This window comes from Pseudomonas massiliensis (assembly GCF_000826105.1).
Taxonomy (GTDB): Bacteria; Pseudomonadota; Gammaproteobacteria; order Pseudomonadales; family Pseudomonadaceae; genus Aquipseudomonas; species Aquipseudomonas massiliensis.
Genome location: NZ_CCYK01000005.1, coordinates 76,115 through 101,166, shown reverse-complemented (window position 1 = coordinate 101,166; position 25,052 = coordinate 76,115). Strand labels below are relative to the sequence as shown.

Sequence of the window (25,052 nt, the reverse complement as noted above, 5' to 3'; positions counted from 1 at the left end):
AAGGTGAACACTCTCTAATGGCCGATTGGCAGTCCCTCGATCCCGAGGCCGCTCGTGAAGCGGAAAAATACGAAAACCCCATCCCTAGCCGTGAACTGATTCTGCACCACCTCGGCGAACGCGGTTCCCCTGCGAGCCGCGAGGAGCTGGTGGAGGAATTCGGCCTGGAGACTGACGACCAGATTGAAGCCCTGCGCCGCCGGTTGCGTGCCATGGAACGCGACGCCCAGCTTATCTATACGCGGCGGGGCACCTACGCGCCGGTGGACAAGCTGGACCTGATCGCCGGCCGGGTCAGTGGTCACCGCGACGGTTTCGGCTTCCTCATCCCCGATGACGGCAGCGACGATCTTTTCCTGAGTCCGGCGCAGATGCGTCTGGTCTTCGATGGCGATCGTGCCTTGGCTCGGGTTTCCGGCCTGGATCGCCGTGGCCGCCGCGAAGGCGCCCTGGTCGAAGTAGTCAGCCGTGCCCATGAAACCATCGTAGGCCGCTACTTCGAGGAAGGCGGCATCGGCTTCGTCCAGGCCGACAACCCCAAGGTCCAGCAGGAAGTGCTGGTGACCCCGGGCCGCAATGGCGGTGCCCGTATCGGCCAGTTCGTGGAAATCAGGATCACCCACTGGCCTACCGCACGCTTCCAGCCCCAGGGCGACGTGGTAGAGGTGCTCGGCAACTACATGGCCCCCGGCATGGAAATCGACGTGGCACTGCGCAGCTACGACATTCCCCATGTATGGCCGGAAGCAGTGGAGAAGGAAGCCGCGCGGCTCAAGCCGGAGGTGGAAGAGAAGCACAAGGCCAACCGGGTGGACTTGCGCCACCTGCCTTTCGTGACCATCGACGGTGAAGATGCCCGCGATTTCGACGATGCGGTGTATTGCGAGCCGAAAGGTCGCATCAAGATGTTTTCCGGGGGCTGGCGGCTGTATGTGGCCATTGCCGATGTGTCCAGCTATGTGAAGATCGGTTCGGCGCTGGATGACGAGGCCCAGGTGCGGGGCAACTCGGTGTATTTCCCGGAGCGAGTGATCCCCATGCTGCCCGAGGAGTTGTCCAACGGGCTGTGTTCCTTGAACCCTCACGTCGACCGCCTGGCCATGGTCTGCGAAATGACCATCTCCAAGTCAGGACAGATGGTCGACTACAAGTTTTACGAGGCGGTGATCCACTCACATGCGCGCCTGACCTACAACAAGGTCAGCACCATGCTGGAACACTCGCGTACCGCCGAGGCCAAGGCCCTGCGCGGTGAGTACGGCGAAGTGCTGCCGCACCTCAAGCAGCTGTATGCGCTTTACCAGGTGTTACTGGCGGGCCGTCATGCCCGTGGCGCCATCGACTTCGAAACCCAGGAAACCCGTATCATCTTCGGTAGCGAGCGCAAGATCGCCGAAATTCGCCCGACGACTCGCAACGATGCCCACAAGCTGATCGAGGAGTGCATGCTGGCGGCCAACGTGGCCACCGCCGAGTTTCTGCAAAAGCATGAGATTCCTGCGCTTTATCGCGTTCACGACGGCCCGCCGCCAGAGCGCCTGGAGAAGCTGCGTACCTTCCTAGGTGAGCTGGGGCTGTCCCTGCATAAAGGCAAGGACGGCCCATCGCCCAAGGACTACCAGGCTTTGCTCGAAGGCATCAAGGATCGTCCGGACTTCCAGCTTATCCAGACGGTGATGCTGCGCTCCTTGAGCCAGGCGGTGTATACGTCCGAGAACCAAGGCCACTTCGGCTTGAATTACCCGGCCTATACCCACTTCACCTCGCCGATTCGCCGCTATCCGGACCTGCTCGTGCATCGGGCCATCCGCAGCGTGATCCGCTCCAAGCGTGAAACGCCCCATGTGGTGCGCGCTGGCGCGGCGCCTATGCCCAAGGCTCGCATCTACCCTTATGACGAGGCCGCGCTGGACCAGCTCGGCGAACAATGCTCGATGACCGAGCGCCGGGCCGATGAGGCCACCCGCGACGTGGTCAACTGGCTCAAGTGCGAGTTCATGAAAGACCGGGTAGGCGAGGTATTCCCGGGTGTGATCACGGCCACGACCGGCTTCGGCATCTTCGTGGAACTGACCGATATCTACATCGAAGGCCTGGTGCACGTCACCGCGCTGCCCGGTGATTACTACCACTACGATCAGGTCCATCATCGGCTCACCGGCGAGCGTACCGGCCGTAGCTTCCGCCTGGGCGACAGCGTGCAGGTCCGGGTCATGCGCGTTGACCTGGATGAGCGCAAGATCGACTTCGAGCTGGCAGACAAGCAGGCCGAGAAGACTGGCGCCCGCGCCGGTGGCAGCGCTGGTCGCAGGGCAGCCAAGGCCGGCGCCGAGCCGGCACCCGCCAGCGTGCCGGTGGCTGAACCCGCGCAGCCGCGCAAGCGCAAGGCTGGCAAGGATCCTGCCGTGGACGATGCCTACCGCGCCTCCCATGCGGCGGCCAACAATGCGGAAGTACGCAAAAGCCGGGAAATGAAGAAAGCGCTGATGAGCGAGGCGCGACACAGCCCGGCGAAGTCGGGCGCCGACAAGCCCACCAAGCATCGCAAGGGGCCTTCCAAGGCAGGCTCGCGCAAGACCAAGGCCAAATCATGAGTCAGTTGGAAAAGATCTACGGTGTTCATGCCGTGGAAGCGTTGTTGCGGCATCACCCGCGTCGGGTCAAGCAGATCTGGCTGTCGGAGGGGCGCAGTGAACCGCGCCTGCAAACCCTGCTCGAGCTGGCTAGCCAGCACCGGGTAGCGGTGGGTGCCGCAGAGCGCAAGGAGCTCGACGCCTGGGTCGAAGGTGTGCACCAGGGGGTGGTGGCGGAAGTGAGTCCTAGCCAGGTCTGGGGCGAAGCCATGCTTGACGAGCTGCTCGACCGTCACGAGGGTCATCCGCTGCTGCTGGTACTCGATGGCGTCACCGACCCGCATAACCTCGGCGCCTGCCTGCGCACCGCGGATGCCGCGGGCGCGCTGGCCGTGATCATCCCCAAGGACAAGGCCGCCACCCTGACTCCGGTGGTGCGCAAAGTGGCCTGCGGCGCCGCCGAGGTGATTCCGTTGGTGGCGGTGACCAACCTGGCCCGCAGCCTGGAGAAACTCCAGCAGCGCGGCTTGTGGATCGTCGGCACCGCTGGCGAGGCGGAGAAAGAGATCTACCAGCAGGACCTCACCGGCCCGCTGGTGCTGGTAATGGGCGCCGAGGGCAAGGGCATGCGCCGCTTGACCCGCGAGCATTGCGATCACCTGGTGAAGCTGCCCATGGCCGGCAGTGTCAGCAGTCTCAATGTATCGGTAGCCACGGGTGTCTGCCTGTTTGAAGCCGTGCGCCAGCGCAAGGGCTGATTGGCTCAAGCGAATCGGTCGTCCGTTGGCGCTGGGTGTGGAAGGCATGCCCAATCGTCGGCTGGTCAAATATTCGCCAATTGCCTTGCGCTCATTCAGGCCCTTCTCTACAATTGCGCCCCTTGCCCGGACGGCAGGTTCTCGATGCCCGTCCAGGCAATGCACCCGTAATTATTCACTCCTTGTCTGACCGGTTTCCCGGCAGGCTACAACCCGTAAGGAGCATTCATGCGTCATTACGAAATCATCTTCCTGGTCCACCCGGATCAGAGCGAGCAAGTCGGCGGCATGGTCGAGCGTTACACCAAGCTGATCGAAGAAGACGGTGGCAAGATCCACCGCCTGGAAGACTGGGGCCGTCGCCAGCTGGCCTACGCCATCAACAACGTTCACAAGGCTCACTACGTGATGCTGAACGTGGAGTGCACCGGCAAGGCCCTGGCCGAGCTGGAAGACAGCTTCCGTTACAACGATGCCGTTATCCGTAACCTTGTCATCCGTCGCGACGAAGCTGTCACCGGCCCGTCCGAAATGCTCAAGGCTGAAGAAAACCGCAGCGAGCGCCGTGAGCGTCGTGACCGTCCTGAGCAAGCTGAAAGCGCCGACGGCGAAGACAGCGACAACAGCGACAGCAGCGATAACGCTGACGAGTAATCCACGGATCTTTAGAGGAGCCTGTTAAATGGCACGTTTCTTCCGTCGTCGTAAATTCTGCCGCTTCACCGCAGAAAACGTAAAAGAGATCGACTACAAAGATCTCAACACCCTGAAAGCTTACGTCTCCGAAACCGGCAAGATCGTTCCTAGCCGTATCACGGGTACCAAGGCTCGTTATCAGCGTCAGCTGGCCACCGCTATCAAGCGCGCCCGCTTCCTGGCCCTGCTGCCTTACACCGACAGCCACGGCCGCTGATACCGGGCTTCGTCGACTGGCAGTAAAGGATAGAGCGCATGCGTGCCTTGGCTGATTTCATCATGCGGGGTCGTATGCAGGCCGCCCTGGTGGTGGCTGGATGTGCGGCATTGCCGCTGTTGTTCTGGATGAGTGCCGCTGCGGGTTGCCTTGTGCTCCTGCGACGGGGGCTGAACGACGCCATGGGCGTCCTGGCCTGGGGAGTACTGCCGGCGTTGGTCTGGTGGTATTTCGGCGAACCGCGCACCTTGATGGTGTTGCTGGGCTCGCTGGGGCTCGCGGCGCTTTTGCGCGCGGGCTGGCCCTGGAGCAGGGTGCTGTTGGCGAGCGTGGCCCTGGGTGTGGTGTACGGCGTGGTACTGGGCGTCGCCTTTGGCGAGGCGCTGAACCAGCTGGCGGTGGCGATGAACAAACATCTGCCCAACCTGCTCGGGGATATCTACCAGCGGCTTTCGCTGGAAGAGCAAGCCCACCTGGAGGCGCTGATAGCGCCGGTGCTCATCGGTTTGATAGCAGCCCTGCTGCAGGCCGTCAGCCTGTTGGCCCTGATGCTGGGGCGTTACTGGCAGGCCGTGTTGTTCAACCCCGGCGGTTTCGGGCGTGAGTTTCGCGCCGCGCGAATCCCCGGTGCCGTGGCGCTGGCGCTGCTGGCGTGCATGTTGGTGGGGCCGCACTTCGGCCCCCAGGTGGCGATGTTGACGCCCATCTGCAGCGTGCCGCTGATGTTCGCCGGTTTCGCCCTGGTGCATGGGCTGGCCGCTCGCGGCAAGCTCGGGCGCTTCTGGCTGGTGGGGTTGTACGTCACGTTCCTGCTGTTCATACAGCTGGCCTATCCGTTGCTCGTGGTCATGGCCATGGTCGACAGCCTGATTGATTTTCGCGGCCGCCTGGCCCCTGAAAAGGGAAGCGACCAGGGTTCCGCGAACGGTGAAGGTTAAAGTTAAGAGGTTAATACCAAATGGAACTGATCCTGCTGGAAAAAATCGCCAACCTGGGCAACCTGGGCGACAAGGTAAACGTAAAGGCTGGTTACGGTCGTAACTACCTGCTCCCGCAAGGCAAGGCTACCGCCGCGACCGAAGCCAACCTGGCTGCGTTCGAAGCCCGCCGCGCCGAGCTGGAAAAAGCAGCTGCCGACAAGAAAGCTTCCGCTGAAAGCCGCGCCGCTCAACTGGCCGAGCTGGAAGTCACCATCACCGCCACCGCTGGCGATGAAGGCAAGCTGTTCGGTTCGATCGGTACTCACGACATCGCTGACGCCCTGACCGCCTCCGGCGTGGAAGTGGCCAAGTCCGAAGTTCGTCTGCCGAACGGCACCATCCGTAACGTCGGTGAATACGATGTTGCCGTGCACCTGCACAGCGACGTCGAAGCTACCGTTCGCGTTGTGGTGGTAGCTGCCTAAGCGACTGGCTGGCCTTGCGCCAGCCGTCCGCTCGATAGGGGGCACGGCCCTGCCTTGGCAGGTCGTGCCCTTTGTCTTTAATCCGTGACACTACAGATTCCAGTGGTTATGAACGAGATTTCAACGCCCGAGCAATACGACCTGCAAACCGCCGCGCTCAAGGTGCCGCCTCATTCCATCGAGGCTGAACAAGCCGTGCTCGGTGGCTTGATGCTGGACAACAATGCCTGGGAGCGCGTGCTGGACCAGGTTTCGGATGGTGACTTCTATCGCCATGACCACCGCCTGATCTTCCGCGCCATCGCCCGACTGGCTGACCAGAACCTTCCGTTCGACGTAGTTACCCTGCACGAGCAGCTGGACAAGGAAGGGCAGAGCAGCCAAGTGGGTGGCCTTGCCTATCTTGGCGAACTGGCCAAGAACATCCCCTCGGTGGCCAATATCAAGGCGTACGCGCAGATCGTGCGTGAGCGTGCCACCCTGCGCCAGTTGATCAGCATCAGCAATGATATCGCCGACAGCGCCTTCAACCCGCAAGGCCGCAATGCCTCCGAGATTCTCGACGAGGCCGAACGGCAGATCTTCCAGATCGCTGAAGCGCGCCCCAAGACCGGCGGCCCGGTAGGCGTCAATGACCTCTTGACTAAAGCCATCGACCGTATCGATACCCTGTTCAATACAGACCAGGCGATCACTGGATTGTCTACCGGCTATGCGGACCTGGACGACAAGACCAGTGGCCTGCAACCGGCGGACCTGGTGATCGTGGCGGGGCGTCCGTCCATGGGCAAGACGACCTTCGCCATGAACCTGGTGGAGAACGCAGTTCTGCGCAGCGACAAGGTTGTGCTGGTGTACTCCCTGGAAATGCCAGGAGACTCGCTGGTGATGCGTATGCTTTCGTCCCTGGGTCGCATCGACCAGACCAAGGTTCGTACCGGCCGCCTGGACGACGATGATTGGCCTCGGCTGACCTCGGCGGTGAACCTGCTCAACGACCGCAAGCTGTTCATCGACGACACGGCGGGCATCAGCCCCTCGGAAATGCGCGCCCGCACCCGGCGCATCGTGCGTGAGCATGGCGAAATCGCCATGATCATGATCGACTACCTGCAGCTGATGCAGATCCCGGGTTCCAGCGGCGACAACCGCACCAACGAGATTTCCGAAATCTCGCGCTCGCTCAAGGCCCTGGCCAAGGAATTCAACTGCCCGGTCATCGCCTTGTCGCAGCTCAACCGCTCGCTGGAGCAGCGCCCGAACAAGCGACCGGTGAACTCCGACCTGCGTGAATCCGGCGCCATCGAGCAGGACGCCGACGTGATCATGTTCGTGTATCGGGATGAGGTTTATCATCCGGAAACCGAGCACAAGGGCATTGCCGAGATCATCATCGGCAAGCAGCGTAACGGCCCGATTGGTACGGTTCGCCTTGCCTTCATCGGAAAGTACACGAGGTTCGAGAACCTGGCTCCGGGCAGCTACCAGTTCGACGACGAGTAACCGGCCATGGTGGGAGCTAGCGCAAGCTAGCGAACAGTTGGCGGCAGTGAGCTTCAATGTGCTGGGCGGGGCTATTCGCCAGCTTCGCTGTCTCCCACAGCGCCCAGCCCGCTAAATCCGACAAAGACCGTCGGGTTTGATCATTTTTTGTGCTATTCTCCGCGCCCGCGAATTCACGCGGATCAATTTGTCATAACATCGGTCATCGCCATGCACGCAGCCAAGCCGTTATTCGACTATCCAAAGTACTGGGCCGAATGCTTCGGACCAGCGCCTTTCCTGCCCATGAGCCGGGAAGAAATGGATCAGCTGGGTTGGGACTCCTGCGACATCATCATTGTCACGGGCGATGCCTATGTAGACCATCCTTCCTTTGGCATGGCGATCATCGGCCGGTTGCTCGAAGCCCAGGGCTTCCGCGTGGGTATCATTGCCCAGCCGGACTGGACCTCCAAAGACGACTTCATGAAGCTGGGCGAGCCGAACCTGTTCTTCGGCGTGGCCGCCGGCAACATGGACTCGATGATCAACCGTTACACCGCGGACAAGAAGGTCCGCTCGGACGACGCCTATACCCCTGGCGGGCTGACCGGCAAGCGGCCGGACCGTGCCAGTCTGGTGTACAGCCAGCGCTGCAAGGAAGCCTACCGCCATGTGCCGATCGTCCTGGGCGGCATCGAGGCCTCGCTGCGGCGGATCGCCCACTATGACTACTGGCAGGACAAGGTTCGCCATTCCATCCTGATAGACGCCTGTGCCGACATTCTGCTCTACGGCAACGCCGAGCGCGCGGTGGTCGAAGTGGCGCAACGGCTGGCCGCGGGCGAGCCCGTGGACAGCATCACGGATATTCGTGGTACTGCATTCATTCGCCGAGATACGCCTCAGGGCTGGTTCGAAGTGGATTCCACCCGTATCGACCGCCCAGGCAAGATCGACAAGATCATCAACCCCTATGTGAACACGCAGGATACCCAGGCCTGTGCCATCGAGCAGGCCAAAGGCCCGGAGGAAGATCCGGCCGAGGCCAAGGTGGTGCAGATCCTCGAAAGCCCACGCATGACCCGGGACAAGACGGTGATTCGCCTGCCCTCGTTCGAGAAGGTGCGCAACGATCCGGTGCTCTATGCCCATGCCAACCGCGTGTTGCACCTGGAGACCAACCCAGGCAATGCCCGCGCCTTGGTACAGAAGCACGGCGATGTGGATGTGTGGTTCAACCCACCGCCCATTCCCATGACCACCGAGGAAATGGACTACGTGTTCGGCATGCCGTATGCGCGCGTGCCGCACCCGGTCTATGGCAAGGAACGTATCCCGGCCTACGAGATGATTCGTTTCTCGGTGAACATCATGCGAGGCTGCTTTGGCGGCTGCACCTTCTGCTCGATCACCGAGCACGAAGGTCGGATCATCCAGAACCGTTCCGAAGAGTCGATCATTCGGGAAATCGAAGAGATCCGCGACAAGGTACCCGGCTTCACCGGGGTCATTTCCGACCTGGGCGGCCCTACTGCCAATATGTACCGGATTGCCTGCAAGAGCCCCGAAATCGAGTCGGCCTGCCGCAAGCCGTCATGCGTGTTCCCCGGGATCTGCCCGAACCTGAACACCGACCACTCGGCCTTGATCCAGCTCTACCGCAGCGCGCGGGCGCTGCCGGGTGTGAAAAAGATCCTCATTGCGTCGGGCTTGCGTTACGACCTGGCGGTAGAGTCGCCGGAGTATGTCCGGGAGCTGGTTACCCACCATGTGGGCGGGTACTTGAAGATCGCCCCGGAGCATACCGAGGAAGGGCCGCTCAACCAGATGATGAAGCCGGGGATCGGCACTTATGACCGCTTCAAGCGGATGTTCGAGAAGTATTCGAAGGAGGCGGGCAAGGAGCAGTACCTGATCCCGTACTTCATCGCGGCGCACCCGGGCACCACCGACGAAGACATGATGAACCTGGCGCTCTGGCTCAAGGGCAACGGCTTCCGGGCCGACCAGGTTCAGGCGTTCTATCCCTCACCCATGGCATCGGCCACGGCCATGTACCATTCCGGCAAGAACCCCTTGCGCAAGGTGACCTACAAGAGCCCGGGAGTGACCATCGTCAAGAGCGAGGCTCAGCGACGCCTGCACAAGGCCTTCCTGCGCTACCACGACCCCAAGGGCTGGCCCATGCTGCGCGAAGCCCTGGAGCGCATGGGGCGCGCGGACCTGATCGGCCCTGGGAAGCATCAGCTGATCCCGGCGCACCAGCCTGAAACGGATACCTACGTCAGTGCCCGGCGCAAGAATTCCACCCCGGCGGGAAGCCACAAGGTAGGGCGGGAACAGCGTATTCTCACCCAGCACACTGGCTTGCCCCCGCGCGGTAGCGACGGCAGCAAGCCTTGGGACAAGCGCGAAGAAGCCAAGGCCGCTGCCCAAGCACGCCGAGACCAGGCTGCCCGGGCCAGCAAGGGCAGCAATGCCAAGGGCAAGCGCAAGCCTCGGCAGCCTGTTCTGCCGCGCTAAGTGCCGCCCCCGCTCGCCTCTCCAGCGGAGGAGGCGGGCCGGGGGCCCTCGTAGACCTGGAAGCGTCCTTCTGGAAATCGATCACGGTACTGGTTGATCAGGCTGGTGCAGCTGTCACAGGTTGGAAAGCGGGTGAACAGGTTTGCCTCGGCAATCTCCCCTATCGGTAGCGGCCTACGTTCCAGATAAGCGAAGATGTTCCGTTCCGAATCAAGTCGGCGGTCGTTGATGTCACCTGAGTTCAGGTTGTCGGGCCGGGAGAGGTCTGGCAGATGCAGCAGGGCTTCCTCGCCCGGCTGGCCACCTTCGCCACGACAGTTGATATAGCGCGTCCCATCCTCGGCGATCCAGGTTCGGTCATCGCTGGCCCCGGCTGCCATGCGTTCACGCAAGCGCCTGGCCAACGGAAGGTCCCTGCGCTGCGAGGCTGCTCCGGATGCGCTGTAGTACACCTCCTCTGGACGTCCGTCTCGGTAGGTGACGAACAGGAATGCAATGTTCTTTCCTTTAGGCGCAAGGCCATCGACCGCGCTGTGCTCCAGCACGGTCTCGGCATTGAGAATGCCGGGTGTGTCGGCCAGCCAGCTAAGGTGAGTGGCGATTCGTTCGCGCACGGCGAGGGAGGTTTGCGCGGTCAATGGATGCGTGTAATCGGAGGCCACGAACCTGCGGGTCTGCTGGACGAAGCCGCGCCTGGGGTAGGTAGCGAACAAGGCAGCTTGAGCGGGGGTGGTCTGCAGACGGAAGCGGCGGGTCATCAATTGCTCGACTTCAATGCCTCCTGCTGCCATGGCGTCTTCGATCTGACGCAGTTGCTGCTCTACTACGGCAGAACCTCGTTGGCGGATGTGCCAATTCGCGTCCCAACAGCCGTTGAAGAGGTACTTGAGCTCCTCCTCCAGGCTCATGTCTTCTTGCTCAAGAGTGGCCTGCTCGGACAGCTTGGTCAGCACAATGGTATCGTCGTCAGCCGATACCAAACCGTGGTAGTAAATGCCATCGTCTACGCAGGTCACCAGATGGCGTTGTCCATCTTGGGCCTGCAACTCCACGCCCGAAAGAAGGCGCCGGTCGGCCACGTCGGCGACCAGGCCGTCCAGCACTTCGATGCGCTTGAATAGCGCATTGCCAGTCACGATGCGGGCTCGAAGTTGATCCTGATAGCGGGCCCACCCCAGCCGCTCGACAACCCGATCGGCATCAGGACCGCCCTGCATGAGCCGTCGCCGGTCAACGAAGCGGCCCTCATCGTCAGGAATGATCTTGCGCTGATCAAACCAATCCACAGCGCCCCCGGCTATTTCATGGCTAGCGGTCAGCTCGGTATAACCTTGTGTGCGCCTTTCTCTTGTCGCCGTGCATGCCAGGGGTGGCAGGACGCGCCGCGCACGACACCGCGGATGCTCCAGTTCGGGGCGGGCGAAGGGTGGTTCAGCCTGTTCGAAGCGCGCTGGTCGCAAATCCGTTCCCGTGTGTAGTCGATAGTAACGCCCTGAACACTCCAGCCACGTTTCCTCGCCCCAGCCAATCCAGCGCTTTGGTAGAGACGGGGCAGGGTCGGGAATGTAATGGCGGGCGTCCAGCGTGATGACCGGAAGCTCAAGGGGCAGGCGACCCAGGCGACCGGTATCGTCGATCACGTCCAGGATCGGGCCGTAGGACAAAAGCGTTTGGTTGTCTACCAGGCGCGGCGCTATCAACCTTCCGGCCTCGAAGCCTTCGGCCGTCGCAGCGACGGGTAGGTCATTGGCCAAGCGCTTGAGGTAGAGGGGCGATTGCGAAAACGGGCGTAGCCCAGAGTCAGGCACGCCGCGTGTGGCAGGTGAAAGTGTCGGCAATTGCGGGGCTAGCTGACGCAGTGTCGCCCCATGGATCCTGCGAAGCGGCACCATCAGGTTAAGCCCCGCGTTTGCGGGCTCATCGGCTATCCCACTGAATAGAAGAGTGTCGAAGGCATCTCTGCCCGCGCTACGCAAGCGCGGCGTGAGGGAGCGTAAGGCCGCGCCATGCCGCCCCTGGCGCAGTGCCAAGGTGACGAAGCGAACGCCTAGTGCGCTCAGGCGCCCATAGGTTCCTAGGGTCAAGGCATCGGCGACGGCACTGAACAGGCCCAATACCACGAGCCAGCTTCGTTTTTCATCCAGGCCTTGGCGTATCGTTTCAGCAGCGCTCCAGAACGGCACCAGGGTTTTCAGCTCGGTGGGCAACCCGCTGGGCGCCTCCTCCTCGTCGCCGCGAGCTGGGATGCGTAGGCTTTCCAGGTGAGCAGCGATGGTTTTTGCGCAGTGATGAGCGATCAGGCGATTACTGCGAAACAGGCGCAAGCCTGGGTCGCGGCCCGGAGGAATGGATACCACGGGGACGAGCCAGCCAAGGCAGTGCTCGCCCGCGTCTGGCAAGCTTCCCGAGGTGAAGGCGCTGGCATCGAACGGTAGCGATCTAGCCTCCTCGCGATCTCCCGGCATGGGCGGGGGAGCCTGGACGTCGGCGTGCAGCCGACACCAGCCGGCCGAAGGAATCAACTCGTAGTACCAAGTGCCCAAGGGCGTATCCACATGGACCACGAAGCCATAGGGCGCGATCAGAATTGCACCCGACAAGGTGCGCTGCGCCAGTTGGCACAGGACGACCTTGTGCTCATCCAGGCGAAGCTGATCGCCCACAGGAAGGTCCCCTAGCAACCGCTGCGCTAGGGTATTGATCGCCACGGCGATGTCTCGCTTCCATTCATCGAACGCCTGTTCGAAGCCGGTCGCCAGATTGGGGATATTTACTGCATTGCAGGCCGGCTCATGCAAGCGCCCGTCATGGCCACGTATCAGGGCCGGCAATAGGGCAGGGTCTGGCCAAGCGGCCAGCCCACTGGCCAAGGCGGTCTGAGCGGATACGCCACCGTGGGCGAGCAGGCTTTGGTATAGCCGCTGCCTGGTGTCAACGAAACGCATCTCCGGCGCAATCTGCCGCGCCTCGAGCTCCGCCAATACCATTGCTCTCTTTTCAGGCATCGGGCGAGATAACGCTGATCGTGCACGCTCAAGGGCGTCGCAGTGACTGAGGTATCTGTGAAGCGCCCGTAACGGGCTTTGCCGCGACGGGAGTTTGGTGATTCGCTGCCAGGCGGTGTTCCAGTGGTCCAGGGGCGATGCGAGAGCCGCGGCCAAGGCCTGAGAGGTCGCGACAGCCGGAGAGTGTCCGCTGATCTGTGCGGGCAAGGCCAGGGCTTCACTGACAGATAAGAACCCACTGCCACCAGGGGTGATGGTCTCGGCCAGATTGGCGCCTTGGCAGAGCGATATCCAGGTGAAGCTGCTGGCCCAAGCCAGGTCAGGTGGCAGTCCGAGCAGGTTCAGGATAGGAGGGGTGCTATCAGCCAGCAGGTAGCGCACCAGGCCAAAGCACCTCGGCGGGCAGCCAGGTAGCTTGGGCATGAAATGGCGACCCATGGCCATCAGTAGATCACTGACCGCCGCACCGCTGTAAGCGCTGGCATAAAAGTCGAAACCGCAGGCGTCTGCGTCGGGGTCCAGTGCCCACGGCAGCACCAGTGTCAGTAATGCCAGGTCTTGCAGTTGAACCCTGGGCCCCCTGGCAGGGCCGGACCAGCGCAGGCACGCGTGCAGCTCATCGAGTACCGCCTGGATGGCGGGTTTAGCGAGGGCGCGGGCCAGGACAGTGGCGGGATAGCTGTCGATGTCCAGATCCGCCCGAGCGCCGGCTTGACGCAGTAATCGGGAAACAGCGCCAATCGGGCTCTGCAGCATGGAAAGGGCCTTGAGGCGACGTAACTCCGCGGGTTGCAGGAGCTGGCCAAGGCTCTCCCGCGCGCCGTGGAGCTGCTGGCGCAGGCGACGCTCGCGTTCGAGCCGAAGCGCCCGCAGGAGTGGCGCGACCTTTGTGAAGCCGGGGCCTTGCGGCTGGATTCCCAGGTAACGACGTAGCAACCTGGACAAGGCCATGTCCTGTCGGGTAACGCGTGGCCGCCCCTGTCCGTCCAGCTCGAAGGTCGTGACCACCGCCTGTTCTTGACGCAGCTGCTGAACGCTGAGCTGGTTGCGAGTGGCCAAGTGATGGATTGCCGCTTCCAGTTCCAGCAACGGCTGGTCGCGCCAGTGGGAAAACAGCGTGATAAGGCGCAGGCGTGGTCGGTTCATGCTCAGGCTCCCTAGGATGGAGCCTGCATTGAACCGGCAACGACGGTGCTAAGGTGCTACATAAATGGTCAGGGTGCGAAAGCCGTTTGCAGGGCAGGCGAAGCTAGCGTTGCCAGGCGCAGCCCGTTTGTGGGGTAGCGCCGCTGGCGCCACAGGCATAGGCCGCTAGAAGACTGTTGAAAAAACTATTGAGGCGCATGGATCTCTCCTTCCGTAATGTTGTGAAGGCTACGCCCGGCAGGCAAGATGAGCTCGTTGAATCTGTCCATGGGCGCGATAGGCAAACTGTCGGCCCATCATCCGGAGTGTTCCCATGTTGTTCAAAACTGTAGTTGCCAGCCTGCTGGCGGTGTTGGCCGCGCCTGTCCTGGCGGCCTCCTGCGAGGCCACGGTGGACTCCACCGACCAGATGATGTTCGACCAGAAAGAAATGACCGTGAGCAAAAGCTGCAAGACCTTCACGCTTACGCTGACCCACTCGGGCAGCCTTCCGGTGCAGGTAATGGGGCATAACTGGGTCTTGAGCAAGACCGCCGACATGCGCGACGTGGCTGGTGACGGGATGAGCGCCGGCATTGATGAGGGTTACCTCAAGCCAGACGATGAACGCATCATTGCCCATACCCGCCTGATCGGCGCTGGTGATCGAGACACCATCACCTTCGATGCTTCGAAGCTGAGCCCAGGCGAGAGCTACAGCTTCTTTTGCAGCTTCCCTGGGCATACCGCGATGATGCAGGGGGTGTTCAGGGTCGTGGATTGAATGCCAGCGATCATGTTGGCCTACCTCCGGTAGCGAGCTCGCGAATGGGCCCTGGCGCCAGTCGCGAGCTTAAGCCACGGCTACGCTTGTCCATTACCCGTTGCGCTGGTGCCTACACCTTGAATACGTGGCGTAGGTAGGACACGAAATTCGGGTCACGACATTGGGTCTTGGCAGCCTCGTCGGAGATTTTCGCCACGGGTTGCCCATTGCAGCTGGTCATCTTCAGCACCATGCTCATGGGCGTGACCCCGGGGATGTCGCAGGTCAGGTTGGTGCCAATGCCGAAGCTGACATTGATACGCCCCCGCAGCACCCGATACAGCTCCAGGGCACGGGGGAGATTGAGGCTGTCCGAGAACACCAGGGTCTTGGTCATGGGGTCGATCCCAAGCTTACGGTAATGAGCGATGGCCTTTTCAGCCCAGATCACAGGGTCTCCGGAATCATGGCGCAGACCATCGAACAGCTTGGCGAAATACAGATCGAAATCGCGCAGGAAGGCATCCATGGTAATGGTGTCGGTCAGGGCGATGCCTAGCAGGCCGCGATATTCCCTGACCCAGCAATCGAGCGCGGCGATCTGGCTGTCGATCAGCCGGGGGCCGAGTTGCTGATGAGCCATGACCCACTCATGGGCCATGGTACCCAAAGGCTTGAGATCGTATTTTCGCGCCAGGTGCACATTGCTTGTACCGACGAAGCGCGCGGGAAAGTCGGCCTTGAGCACTCGTACGATTTCTTCCTGCACAGCGTAGGAGAAGCGGCGGCGAGTACCGAAGTCGGCAACTTGCAGGCCCGCCAGTTCGTCTTCGCTGGCATTGGCACGCAGCCAGTCGAACTTGCGGTAGAGCTGGTCGCGTGCTTGCCCCAAGGAAACGTCGGCATGCAGGTTGCGATTGCGTACTTCGCTGACAAGCGCCAGTAGCGGTACTTCGAAAAGAATGACATGGAGCCATGGGCCCTTCAGACGGATATAGAGCTCATCGTTTTCTATGCCCATCTGTACATAACGCAGGTTGAACCGGAACAGGCCGAGGAAACGCAGGAAATCCGGTTTCATGAAACTGACGTTTTCCAGGAAGGCCATGTCCTCATCCGTCAGCCCCAACTCGCACAAGCACTCAAGCTCTCGGCGCAGTTCGCCAAGCCAGGGCCTGAGGTCTTCCCCATTGCGGCAGCGGAACTCCCACTCCACATCGGTATTGGGATAGTTGTGCAGTACCGCCTGCATCATCGACAGCTTGTAGAGGTCCGTGTCCAGCAGTGACTGGATCACGCGCTCGTCGCGAGGCGATGCCAGGGATGAATCGATCATGTAGAGCTCCAGGTCAACCAGTGCCGTTCTGACAACGACCGGGGAGAAAAGTAAGGAAAGCAACACCGGTTCTGTCAAATAGTGGCGCAGCATCTGGCCCGATGACAGGGCAAGCCCATTCGAACGCACCACGCTACGCGGTGACGCATGTGGTGCGCGTCGTAGCGGGCGCGCACCGCTGTTGTGCACTTCCGTTACGTTCATTGTTACGGGGCGGTTGCCCTGAGCAGTCGGTCATGGTTGCCCGTTTCGCTCATGCGGGTTGCTCCTTTTTAAGTTTCAAGTATTACCTAACCCGCGTTAGAGGGTTGCACGTCCCGCACTGTCGCTTCGCTTTTGCCGGGTGATCATATGAGGATCGATAGGGGAATCACGTCGCTCAATTTGGTGGCACGCCGCTTGCTCTAAGCTTGGAGCTAAAAGAGCAGTACACAGATATCGCTGTGCCAAACCAAAAAAGCTCAGGAGCACCACCTCATGTCGCAGACGTTCTTCAAGAAAGGCTTTCTGGCCCTGGCGGTTTCTACTGCCATGGGCGTCGCTTGCTATGCCCAGGCTGACGTCAAGATCGGCGTGGCCGGCCCGATGACCGGCGCCAACGCTTCGTTCGGCGAGCAGTACATGAAGGGCGCTCAGGCCGCGGCCGACGCGATCAACGCTGCCGGGGGCGTCAATGGCGAGAAGATCGTGCTGGTGGCTGGGGACGATGCCTGTGAACCCAAGCAGGCGGTGGCAGTAGCCAACCGTTTGGTGGATCAGGACAAGGTCGTCGGAGTAGTAGGGCATTTCTGTTCATCCAACACCATTCCCGCCTCGGAAGTGTATGACGAGGCCGGCGTTATCTCGATCACCCCTGGCTCCACCAACCCGGCGGTGACCGAGCGCGGGCTCAAGACCGTACTGCGCATGTGTGGCCGTGACGACCAGCAAGGTATCGTGGCCGGTGACTATATCGTCGACATGCTCAAGGCCAAGAAGGTCGCGGTCATCAACGACAAGGACACCTACGGCAAGGGCCTGGCTGATGCGACTTCCGCTCAGCTGAAAAAGCGCGGCGTGACCCCCGTGCTGGAAGAGGGCCTCACCCGGGGCGAGAAAGATTTCAGCGCCCTGGTGACCAAGATCCGCAGCACCGGCGCCGAGGTGGTGTTCTTCGGCGGGCTGCACCCGGAAGCCGGCCCATTGGTACGCCAGATGCGCGAGCAAGGCCTGAAGGATGTGAAGTTCGTGTCCGATGACGGCATCGTCACCGACGAGCTGGTGACTACCGCTGGCGGCGCTCAGTACGTGGATGGCGTCTACATGACCTTTGGTGCGGACCCGCGTCTGCTGCCTGATTCCAAGGCCGTGGTCGACCAGTTCCGCAAGGGTGGCTACGAGCCGGAAGGCTACACCCTGTATGCCTATGCTTCGCTCCAGGCCATCGCAGCCGGCCTCAATGGCGCCAAGAAAAACGAGGGCGAAGCCGCTGCCGAGTGGCTCAAGGCCAACCCGGTCAAGACCGTGATGGGTGAGAAAACCTGGGACAGCAAAGGCGACCTGAAAGTCTCCGACTACGTTGTGTACCAGTGGGGCCCGGACGGCAAGTACAAGCAGCTCGAAAAACAAAAATAAGCCTGGCAGCGGGGGCCCTGAGCTAACCCGGGAAGCCCCCGCTCTGCATCACTTGCCTGCGCGACACGACCGGCCTGCCTGACCGAGCCCTCCTGCCCGGCGGAATGGCTGGTGCTCCCACACGTTCACGAGAGTGCATGATGGACGGTATCTTCCTGCAACAAATGGTCAACGGGCTGACCCTGGGTTCAGTCTACGGGCTGATCGCTATCGGCTATACGATGGTCTACGGCATCATCGGGATGATCAACTTCGCCCATGGCGATGTGTACATGGTGTCCTGCTACCTTGCGGCTATCGGCCTGGCGGTACTGTCCTTCTTCGGCATCGAGTCTTTCCCTTTCCTGATTCTGGGCACCCTGGTCTTCACCATCGTGGTGACCGGGGCGTACGGTTTCGTCATCGAGCGCGTGGCCTACAAGCCTTTGCGTAACTCCACCCGCCTGGCCCCGCTGATCAGTGCCATCGGCATATCCCTGATCCTGCAGAACTACGTACAGCTCAGCCAGGGCTCGCGGCAACAGGGGGTGCCAACCCTGCTCGAGGGCGGCTGGCGCCTGCATGTCGGTAGCGGGTTCGTGCAGCTGAGCTACACCAAGGCCTTCATCATCGTGGCCGCCTTCATCGGCATGGCCGTGCTGACCTACATCATCAAGTACACCAAGCTGGGCCGCATGTGCCGGGCCACCCAGCAGGACCGCAAGATGGCCTCCATCCTGGGCATCAACACGGACCGGGTGATTTCCTATGTCTTCATCATAGGCGCGGCCATGGCGGCCTTGGCGGGCGTGCTGGTGACCATGAACTACGGCACCTTCGACTTCTACGCCGGCTTCATCATCGGCATCAAGGCCTTCACCGCGGCGGTGCTCGGCGGTATCGGTTCCCTGCCTGGCGCCATGTTGGGCGGGCTGATCCTGGGCGTGGCGGAGTCGCAGTTCTCCGGCCTGGTCAATTCCGACTACAAGGATGTCTTCAGCTTCGCCCTGCTGGTGCTGATCCTGATCTTCCGTCCCCAAGGCCTGCTCGGTCGCCCACTCGTGGCGAAGGTGTGACCATGTTTTCTGCAATCGCTAAACCGATGAACCTCAAGAAGTGTCTGATCGATACTATCGTGGCCGGACTGCTGGCGCTGATCGTCTTCGGCCCCATAGTGGGGATCGTCCTGGACGGTTACGGCTTCAACCTGCAGCCCCAGCGCACCGCGATCCTGGTGGGCGTGGTAATGGCCGGCCGCTTTCTGCTCAGTGTGTTCCTGCAGTCCTCTCAAGGCCGACGGATGCTGGACGGCTTCGATGGCGCAGACGGTGGTGTCCACGTACTTGCACCGGATTATAAATCACGCCTGCGCTGGATCATTCCGCTGCTGATCGTGATCGCGCTGGTGTTCCCCGTCTTCGCCAACAAGTACATGCTCACCGTGGTGATTCTGGGCCTGATCTATGTGCTGTTGGGACTGGGACTGAACATCGTGGTAGGGCTGGCCGGGCTGCTGGACCTGGGTTATGTAGCCTTCTATGCCATAGGCGCGTACGGCCTGGCCCTGGGCTACCAGTACCTGGGCCTAGGGTTCTGGTCTGCCTTGCCCCTAGCCGCCATCGCCGCGGCCCTGGCAGGCTGTATCCTGGGTTTCCCGGTGCTGCGCATGCACGGTGACTACCTGGCTATCGTGACCCTGGGTTTCGGTGAAATCATCCGCCTGGTGCTCAACAACTGGCTGTCCTTCACCGGAGGGCCCAACGGGGTGCCCGTCCCTTCTCCCACGATCTTCGGCCTGGAGTTCGGCCGCCGAGCCAAGGATGGCGGCGTGCCCATCCATGAATACTTCGGCTTCGCCTACAACCCGGACCTGAAATTCCTCTTCATCTACGCCGTGCTGTTCATCGTGGTAATGCTGGTGCTCTATATCAAGCACCGACTGACCCGCATGCCGATAGGGCGGGCATGGGAAGCCCTGCGTGAAGATGAAATCGCCTGTCGCGCCATGGGCCTGAACCATGTGCTGGTCAAGCTTTCAGCCTTTACCCTGGGTGCTTCCACCGCGGGCCTGGCAGGGGTGTTCTTCGCCAGCTACCAGGGCTTCGTGAACCCCACCTCCTTCACCTTCTTCGAGTCGGCGCTGATCCTGGCGATCGTGGTACTTGGTGGCATGGGCTCGACGGTGGGCGTGGTAATCGCCGCCTTCGTGCTGACGGTAACGCCGGAACTGCTACGCAGCTTCGCTGAATACCGGGTGCTGCTGTTCGGCATCCTGATGGTATTGATGATGATCTGGCGGCCACGTGGCCTTATCCGAATCAGCCGCACTGGGGTGGCGCCGCGTAAAGGAGTCGCACCATGAGCGACGACATCATTCTCTCTGTAGAACACCTGATGATGCAGTTCGGCGGCATCAAGGCGCTCAGCGATGTGAACCTGCAGGTTCGAAGAAACTCCATCTTCGCCCTGATCGGCCCCAATGGGGCTGGCAAAACCACGGTGTTCAATTGCCTCACCGGTTTCTACAAAGCCAGCGGCGGCCGCATCCAGCTCAATGCCCGTCATGGCAGCGTGGAAGTGATCAAGTTGCTGGGCGAGTCCTTCAAGGCCTCGGACTTCGTTGCCCCGAGCCGCTTCTGCAGTCGGCTCTATTACAAGATGTTCGGCGGCACCCATCTGGTGAACAGAGCAGGCCTGGCGCGCACCTTCCAGAACATTCGGCTGTTCAAGGAAATGTCAGTGGTGGAAAACCTGCTGGTGGCGCAGCACATGTGGGTGAACCGCAACCTGCTGGCGGGTATCTTCAATACTCCTGGCTACCGTCGAGCCGAAGCCAAAGCCATGGACACGGCCTTCTACTGGCTGGAAGTGGTGGACCTGGTGGACTGCGCCAACCGGTTGGCCGGCGAGCTTTCCTATGGGCAGCAGCGCCGCCTGGAGATCGCCAGGGCCATGTGCACCCGCCCGCAGGTTATCTGCCTGGACGAACCGGCCGCGGGCCTCAACCCGCAGGAAACCGAGGCCCTGAGCGGCATGATTCGCCATTTGCGTGACCATCACGACATGACCGTGGTGTTGATTGAGCATGACATGGGCATGGTGATGAGCATTTCCGATGACATCGTGGTACTGGACCACGGCAACGTGATCGCCGCGGGCAAGCCTGAGCAGATTCGCAACGACCCCAAGGTGATCGCTGCCTACCTCGGCGCGGATGAGGAGGAACTCGCATGACCGCGCCTATTCTGGAGCTCAAGGGCATCGACGTTTACTACGGGCCTATCCAGGCTTTGAAGGACGTTTCCTTGCATATCGACCCGGGGGAAACCGTGAGCCTGATCGGCGCCAACGGCGCCGGCAAGTCCACCTTGTTGATGTCCATCTTCGGGCAGCCACGGGTTGCCAAAGGACAGATTCTGTACCAGGGCACGGATATCAGTCAGAAATCGTCCTATTACATTGCCTCCAATGGTATCGCGCAGTCCCCGGAGGGGCGTCGGGTGTTCCCTGACATGTCCGTGGAGGAAAATCTGATGATGGGTACCATCCCCATTGGCGACAAGCATGCTGACGAAGATATGCAGCGGATGTTCGCGCTCTTCCCACGGCTCAAGGAACGCCGTAACCAGCGCGCGATGACCATGTCAGGGGGCGAGCAGCAGATGCTTGCCATCGCCCGGGCGCTGATGAGCAGGCCGCGCCTGTTGCTACTGGACGAACCCTCCCTGGGCCTGGCGCCCATTGTGGTCAAGCAGATCTTCGCGACTCTGCGGGAGCTGGCACAGGAAGGCATGACGATCTTCTTGGTAGAGCAGAATGCCAACCATGCGTTGAAGCTTTCAGACCGTGCCTATGTCATGGTCAACGGGCAAATCCGCATGAGTGGAACCGGCCAGGAACTGCTGGCCAACGACGAAGTACGCGACGCCTATCTGGGCGGCCACTGATCAGCAGGCGCGGAGTATCCAGCCGGTCGGAAATGTGGAAAACATTTTCGAACCGGTTGTGGAAGGTGACATATAGCCGCAAGTCATTGTACTTATCCCCATTCGCGATTAACCCCCAGCTTGAGTGGATCAGCCTGTGTATAAGTTGGTGGCACAATGATGCATCCCGCGCGCTGCAAGGGCTCTAGCCTGGCGATCAAATTTTGATCAGGTATTCTGGACTTGCCGGGGCAGGTAAATGTCAAGTCTTGACAGCCTAGCGCCAAACCACTAAAGGGCTGTGGATAAGTCTGTGCGAAACCTTTGGAAACGCTGCATTGGATAGCGCCAACACAAGGTATGGCGTATTGCTCGGCGCCGCTTGGTTCAGCCTTGCCTGGTTTTGGCATAAATTCCCGTTCCGTGATTGTGTGTGTCCTACAGGGCGGGCATGCTCCATCTTTCTCTTAACTATCCACAGGAGTAGCGCATGACCTCCACTGTCTTCATTACCGGTGCCACTTCGGGTTTCGGCGAAGCCTGCGCGCGACGCTTCGCCGAGGCCGGTTGGTCGTTGATCATCACGGGCCGTCGCGAAGAACGCCTCAATGCTCTGGCCGAGGAGCTGCGCGCAAAGGTGGATGTGCTTGCCCTGGCCGTGGACGTGCGTGATCGCAAGGCCATGGAAGCGGCGATCGGAGGGCTGCCTGAGCGGTTCGCCAGCATTACCGCCCTGGTCAACAATGCGGGCCTGGCCTTGGGTACCGATCCGGCGCCCAAGTGCGACCTGGATGACTGGGACACCATGGTCGATACCAATATCAAGGGCCTGCTGTATACCACCCGGTTGCTGCTGCCGAAGCTGATCGCGCATGGCAAGGGTGCCGGTATCGTGAACCTGGGGTCCGTGGCCGGTAGCTATCCCTATCCAGGCAGCCATGTGTACGGCGGAACCAAGGCGTTCGTTAAACAGTTTTCCTTGAACCTGCGCAACGATCTCCAGGGCACCGGCGTGCGCGTGACGGACCTGGAACCCGGCATGTGTGAAAGCGAGTTCTCCCTGGTGCGCTTCGGTGGAGACAAGGCGCGCTATGACGCCACCTATGCCGGCGCAGACCCGATCCAGCCCCAAGACATCGCCGATACCATCTTCTGGATTCTCACCCAGCCCGCCCACATCAACATCAACCGCCTGGAACTGATGCCAATCAACCAGTCATGGGCGGGCTTCGCGGTCCACCGCCAGGGCTAAGCCTCGAGGGCCTCGGCAAGCGCCGCGAAGCAGGTGTAGAGGTGGTAAGGCGTGGTGGATGGCATATCGTGCCGGCTCACCTGGCCCTTGGCATCGCGGCATTCATACCAGCCGCTGGGCCGCAGGAACGCGGCCTGGAAGCGACGCAGCCCAGCCGTCAGGTCGGCGGCGCGCTCAGGCAGTAGGCTGAGCGCGCGCAGATGTTCGGCCTGGGCCCAGATCCGTCGCGTGCCATCGACTACCTGGCCGTCCGGGGCCAGGGAAGCGCATACCGCGCCCTCGCTCAAACCCTGCTGTTCGGAGCGTGCCAGCGCCTGGGCCATGTCCGCGGTCAAGGCATGCCCGCTCAGCAGGGCTGAAGACGCCAACAGGTAGTACCACTCGAACTGATGGCCTGGCTCGTACCAGTTCTCCGAGGCGTCTCGAGGCTTTTCCAGCAATACGCCATGAGCGGCATCGAAGAAGTGCTCATGCATGCCGTCGCACAACGTTCGCAAAGCCGCTTCGGTGGAAGGCTCGGGGCGCGTTTCGAAAGTGGCGAGAAAGGCTTCGGCCAGGTGCATCAAAGGGTTTTGCAAGGGGCCCTGGCCCAGGCACGCCCAGTCCCGGCCAAGGCGTGCTTCATAGAGCCCGCGAGGGCAGGCAAAGCGCGCTACCGCCGCCAGGGCGGCCCGCAGTCCCGGCTCGGCACTGGCCGACTGGCGCAGATAGTGAGCGCAGGCGAACAGAATGAAGGCATGGGTGTAGAGGTCTTTTTCCGTGTCCAGCGGAGCGCCCTGTGCATCCACACTGTAATACCAGCCTCCGTGCTGCGGATCGGCGAAATATCTGTTCAACGAGGCGAACAGTGTGGCCGCTCGCGTCGACGCGCCGGGCCTGTCACCCAGGCAGGTAAAGACGAATAGCTGCCGGGCACAGGCCATGGCCCGGTAGCGTTGGACAGGCAGCGGCCGATGCTGGTCATCCAGCGCTTCGTAGGGCAATCCCAGCGCGGGGTTCCAGCCAGGCCCTTCCCACAGGGGCACGATGCCGTCGAGGAAGTGGCGCCACACCGTGGCGTAGGTTTCGGCGAGCTCAGAATTCAAGCGGGACGCGGGCATGGACGGCTTCATGGGGCGAGAAAAATGGCCGCCACTCTAGCAGAAAACCGCTGAGCTGACCTGGCCCGCAGGGCTGTGGCGGCTAGCCTCTCAGGCCATCAGAAGGTACCCCCCGGCGATGGCCGCGCCTACTCCTGCCAGACGCACCAAGGGCGCGACTGCCTGCGGCAACCAGCGGACCAGGGCGTAGCCGAAGGCGTGGAGCAAGGCCGTAGCCGCGATGAAACCGACGGCATAAGACCAGGCGCTGGCCATGGCCGGCAATTCCAGCCCGTGGGCCATGCCGTGGCAGAGTGCGAAAGCGGCGGTAATCAGGATCGCCGGCGCAAGCGCCGGGCGCAGCGCCAGGGCAACCGCCAGCCCCAGGGCCAGCACCGAGGCGGCAATGCCCGTTTCCAGACCGGGCAGGGCGATGCCGGCAAAGCCCAGGCCACCGCCGACCAACATGGCCATCAGGAAGGTGCAAGGAAGGGCCCAGCGGGCGCTGCCAGCCTGTTGGGCGGCCCAGAGGCCGACAGCGATCATGGCCAGCAGATGGTCCAGCCCGCCTAACGGGTGGCTGGCGCCAGCCAGTAGCCCTCCACTGTGTCCAGGATGGGCGAAGGCCCAGACAGGCATGCCCATCAGCACAAGGGAGGCGAGCAATTTCAAGCGGGTCATAGGCTTTCCTTAGGGTTCAGGCTGCGGTAAGCAGGCCTTGGCGTTCGATGAAGGCAATGATCTGGTCCAGCCCATGCCCGGTTTTCTGGTTGCTGAAAACAAAAGGCTTCTCCCCACGCATCTTGCGCGTATCGCGGTCCATGCTTTCCAGAGAGGCTCCGACCTGCTCGGCCAGGTCGATCTTGTTGATTACCAGCAGGTCGGACTTGCAAATCCCCGGGCCGCCCTTGCGCGGGAGCTTATCCCCAGCCGAGACATCGATCACATACAGCGTGAGGTCAGACAGTTCTGGACTGAAGGTAGCCGATAGGTTGTCGCCTCCGGATTCCACCAGGATGAGGTCGAGGCCAGGAAAACGACGATTGAGCTGATCCACAGCTTCCAGGTTGATCGAGGCGTCTTCCCGGATGGCGGTATGAGGGCAGCCTCCGGTTTCCACGCCGATGATCCGCTCCGGTGCCAAGGCCTGGTTGCGTACCAGGAAGTCGGCGTCTTCCCGGGTGTAGATGTCATTGGTGACTACCGCCAGGTTATAGCGCTCGCGCAGCGCCAGGCACAAGGCGAGGGTAAGGGCTGTCTTGCCGGAGCCGACAGGGCCGCCGATACCGACTCTCAGGGGTTGGCTGTTCATG

General features: G+C 61.6%; 20 protein-coding genes. 15 read left to right on the top strand and 5 right to left on the bottom strand.

The window, feature by feature from the left end; all coding sequences use genetic code 11:
* Positions 1–17: 17 nt before the first annotated feature.
* From rnr to BN1188_RS03865, 8 genes are all read left to right on the top strand, one after another.
* Positions 18–2,594, top strand: coding sequence for a ribonuclease R (rnr, locus tag BN1188_RS03900; RefSeq protein WP_040260025.1), 2,577 nt, complete (start codon positions 18–20; stop codon positions 2,592–2,594).
* The gene (rlmB, locus tag BN1188_RS03895; protein WP_040260024.1) at positions 2,591–3,331 is read left to right on the top strand and encodes a 23S rRNA (guanosine(2251)-2'-O)-methyltransferase RlmB; all 741 of its coding nucleotides are present in this window, start codon (positions 2,591–2,593) and stop codon (positions 3,329–3,331) included. Before rnr ends, rlmB begins: the two co-directional genes overlap by 4 nt.
* Positions 3,332–3,559: 228 nt before the next feature.
* Positions 3,560–3,985 (top strand): 30S ribosomal protein S6, encoded by a 426-nt coding sequence (gene rpsF, locus BN1188_RS03890; RefSeq protein ID WP_040260022.1) that lies wholly within the window; start codon positions 3,560–3,562, stop codon positions 3,983–3,985.
* Positions 3,986–4,013: 28 nt separating this feature from the next.
* On the top strand, positions 4,014–4,244 hold the full coding sequence (gene rpsR / locus BN1188_RS03885) for a 30S ribosomal protein S18 (protein ID WP_040260021.1): 231 nt from the start codon (positions 4,014–4,016) through the stop codon (positions 4,242–4,244).
* Between the two features lie 38 nt (positions 4,245–4,282).
* Positions 4,283–5,182, top strand: a complete 900-nt coding sequence (locus BN1188_RS03880; RefSeq protein WP_040260019.1) for a hypothetical protein — start codon at positions 4,283–4,285, stop codon at positions 5,180–5,182.
* A gap of 20 nt (positions 5,183–5,202) precedes the next feature.
* Positions 5,203–5,649 (top strand): 50S ribosomal protein L9, encoded by a 447-nt coding sequence (gene rplI, locus BN1188_RS03875; RefSeq protein WP_040260018.1) that lies wholly within the window; start codon positions 5,203–5,205, stop codon positions 5,647–5,649.
* Between the two features lie 108 nt (positions 5,650–5,757).
* Positions 5,758–7,152, top strand: coding sequence for a replicative DNA helicase (dnaB, locus tag BN1188_RS03870; RefSeq protein WP_040260017.1), 1,395 nt, complete (start codon positions 5,758–5,760; stop codon positions 7,150–7,152).
* A 210-nt stretch (positions 7,153–7,362) separates the two neighbouring features.
* Positions 7,363–9,657, top strand: a complete 2,295-nt coding sequence (locus BN1188_RS03865; protein ID WP_040260015.1) for a YgiQ family radical SAM protein — start codon at positions 7,363–7,365, stop codon at positions 9,655–9,657.
* On the opposite strand, the gene BN1188_RS03860 is transcribed toward BN1188_RS03865, so the two are convergent.
* Complete coding sequence (locus BN1188_RS03860) at positions 9,654–13,808, bottom strand: deaminase domain-containing protein (protein ID WP_040260014.1); 4,155 nt, start codon at positions 13,806–13,808, stop codon at positions 9,654–9,656. The two genes, BN1188_RS03865 and BN1188_RS03860, sit on opposite strands and share 4 nt — an antisense overlap.
* Positions 13,809–14,121: 313 nt before the next feature.
* Here BN1188_RS03860 and azu point away from each other — a divergent pair, with 313 nt between their 5' ends.
* The gene (azu, locus tag BN1188_RS03855; protein WP_040260013.1) at positions 14,122–14,571 is read left to right on the top strand and encodes an azurin; all 450 of its coding nucleotides are present in this window, start codon (positions 14,122–14,124) and stop codon (positions 14,569–14,571) included.
* A 112-nt stretch (positions 14,572–14,683) separates the two neighbouring features.
* On the opposite strand, the gene pncB is transcribed toward azu, so the two are convergent.
* Positions 14,684–15,889, bottom strand: a complete 1,206-nt coding sequence (gene pncB, locus BN1188_RS03850; protein ID WP_040260012.1) for a nicotinate phosphoribosyltransferase — start codon at positions 15,887–15,889, stop codon at positions 14,684–14,686.
* A 477-nt stretch (positions 15,890–16,366) separates the two neighbouring features.
* Between pncB and BN1188_RS03845 the strand changes: the two genes are divergently transcribed.
* The 6 genes from BN1188_RS03845 (at position 16,367) to BN1188_RS03820 (ending at position 22,660) form a co-directional block, all read left to right on the top strand.
* On the top strand, positions 16,367–17,503 hold the full coding sequence (locus tag BN1188_RS03845) for a branched-chain amino acid ABC transporter substrate-binding protein (RefSeq protein WP_040260011.1): 1,137 nt from the start codon (positions 16,367–16,369) through the stop codon (positions 17,501–17,503).
* A gap of 140 nt (positions 17,504–17,643) precedes the next feature.
* Positions 17,644–18,558, top strand: a complete 915-nt coding sequence (locus BN1188_RS03840; protein ID WP_040260522.1) for an ABC transporter permease subunit — start codon at positions 17,644–17,646, stop codon at positions 18,556–18,558.
* A 2-nt stretch (positions 18,559–18,560) separates the two neighbouring features.
* Positions 18,561–19,844: a high-affinity branched-chain amino acid ABC transporter permease LivM gene (livM, locus tag BN1188_RS03835; RefSeq protein ID WP_040260009.1), complete on the top strand. Its 1,284-nt coding sequence runs from the start codon at positions 18,561–18,563 to the stop codon at positions 19,842–19,844.
* Positions 19,841–20,716: an ATP-binding cassette domain-containing protein gene (locus tag BN1188_RS03830; RefSeq protein WP_040260008.1), complete on the top strand. Its 876-nt coding sequence runs from the start codon at positions 19,841–19,843 to the stop codon at positions 20,714–20,716. Before livM ends, BN1188_RS03830 begins: the two co-directional genes overlap by 4 nt.
* Positions 20,713–21,429, top strand: a complete 717-nt coding sequence (locus BN1188_RS03825; protein ID WP_040260007.1) for an ABC transporter ATP-binding protein — start codon at positions 20,713–20,715, stop codon at positions 21,427–21,429. Before BN1188_RS03830 ends, BN1188_RS03825 begins: the two co-directional genes overlap by 4 nt.
* Positions 21,430–21,898: 469 nt before the next feature.
* Positions 21,899–22,660 (top strand): SDR family oxidoreductase, encoded by a 762-nt coding sequence (locus tag BN1188_RS03820; RefSeq protein ID WP_040260006.1) that lies wholly within the window; start codon positions 21,899–21,901, stop codon positions 22,658–22,660.
* On the opposite strand, the gene BN1188_RS03815 is transcribed toward BN1188_RS03820, so the two are convergent.
* The 3 genes from BN1188_RS03815 to ureG form a co-directional block, all read right to left on the bottom strand.
* On the bottom strand, positions 22,657–23,760 hold the full coding sequence (locus BN1188_RS03815) for an AGE family epimerase/isomerase (RefSeq protein WP_040260005.1): 1,104 nt from the start codon (positions 23,758–23,760) through the stop codon (positions 22,657–22,659). The genes BN1188_RS03820 and BN1188_RS03815 overlap by 4 nt on opposite strands.
* Positions 23,761–23,850: 90 nt before the next feature.
* Positions 23,851–24,420 (bottom strand): HupE/UreJ family protein, encoded by a 570-nt coding sequence (locus BN1188_RS03810; protein ID WP_040260004.1) that lies wholly within the window; start codon positions 24,418–24,420, stop codon positions 23,851–23,853.
* A gap of 16 nt (positions 24,421–24,436) precedes the next feature.
* Complete coding sequence (gene ureG / locus BN1188_RS03805; protein ID WP_040260003.1) at positions 24,437–25,051, bottom strand: urease accessory protein UreG; 615 nt, start codon at positions 25,049–25,051, stop codon at positions 24,437–24,439.
* Between the last annotated feature and the right edge of the window lies 1 nt (position 25,052).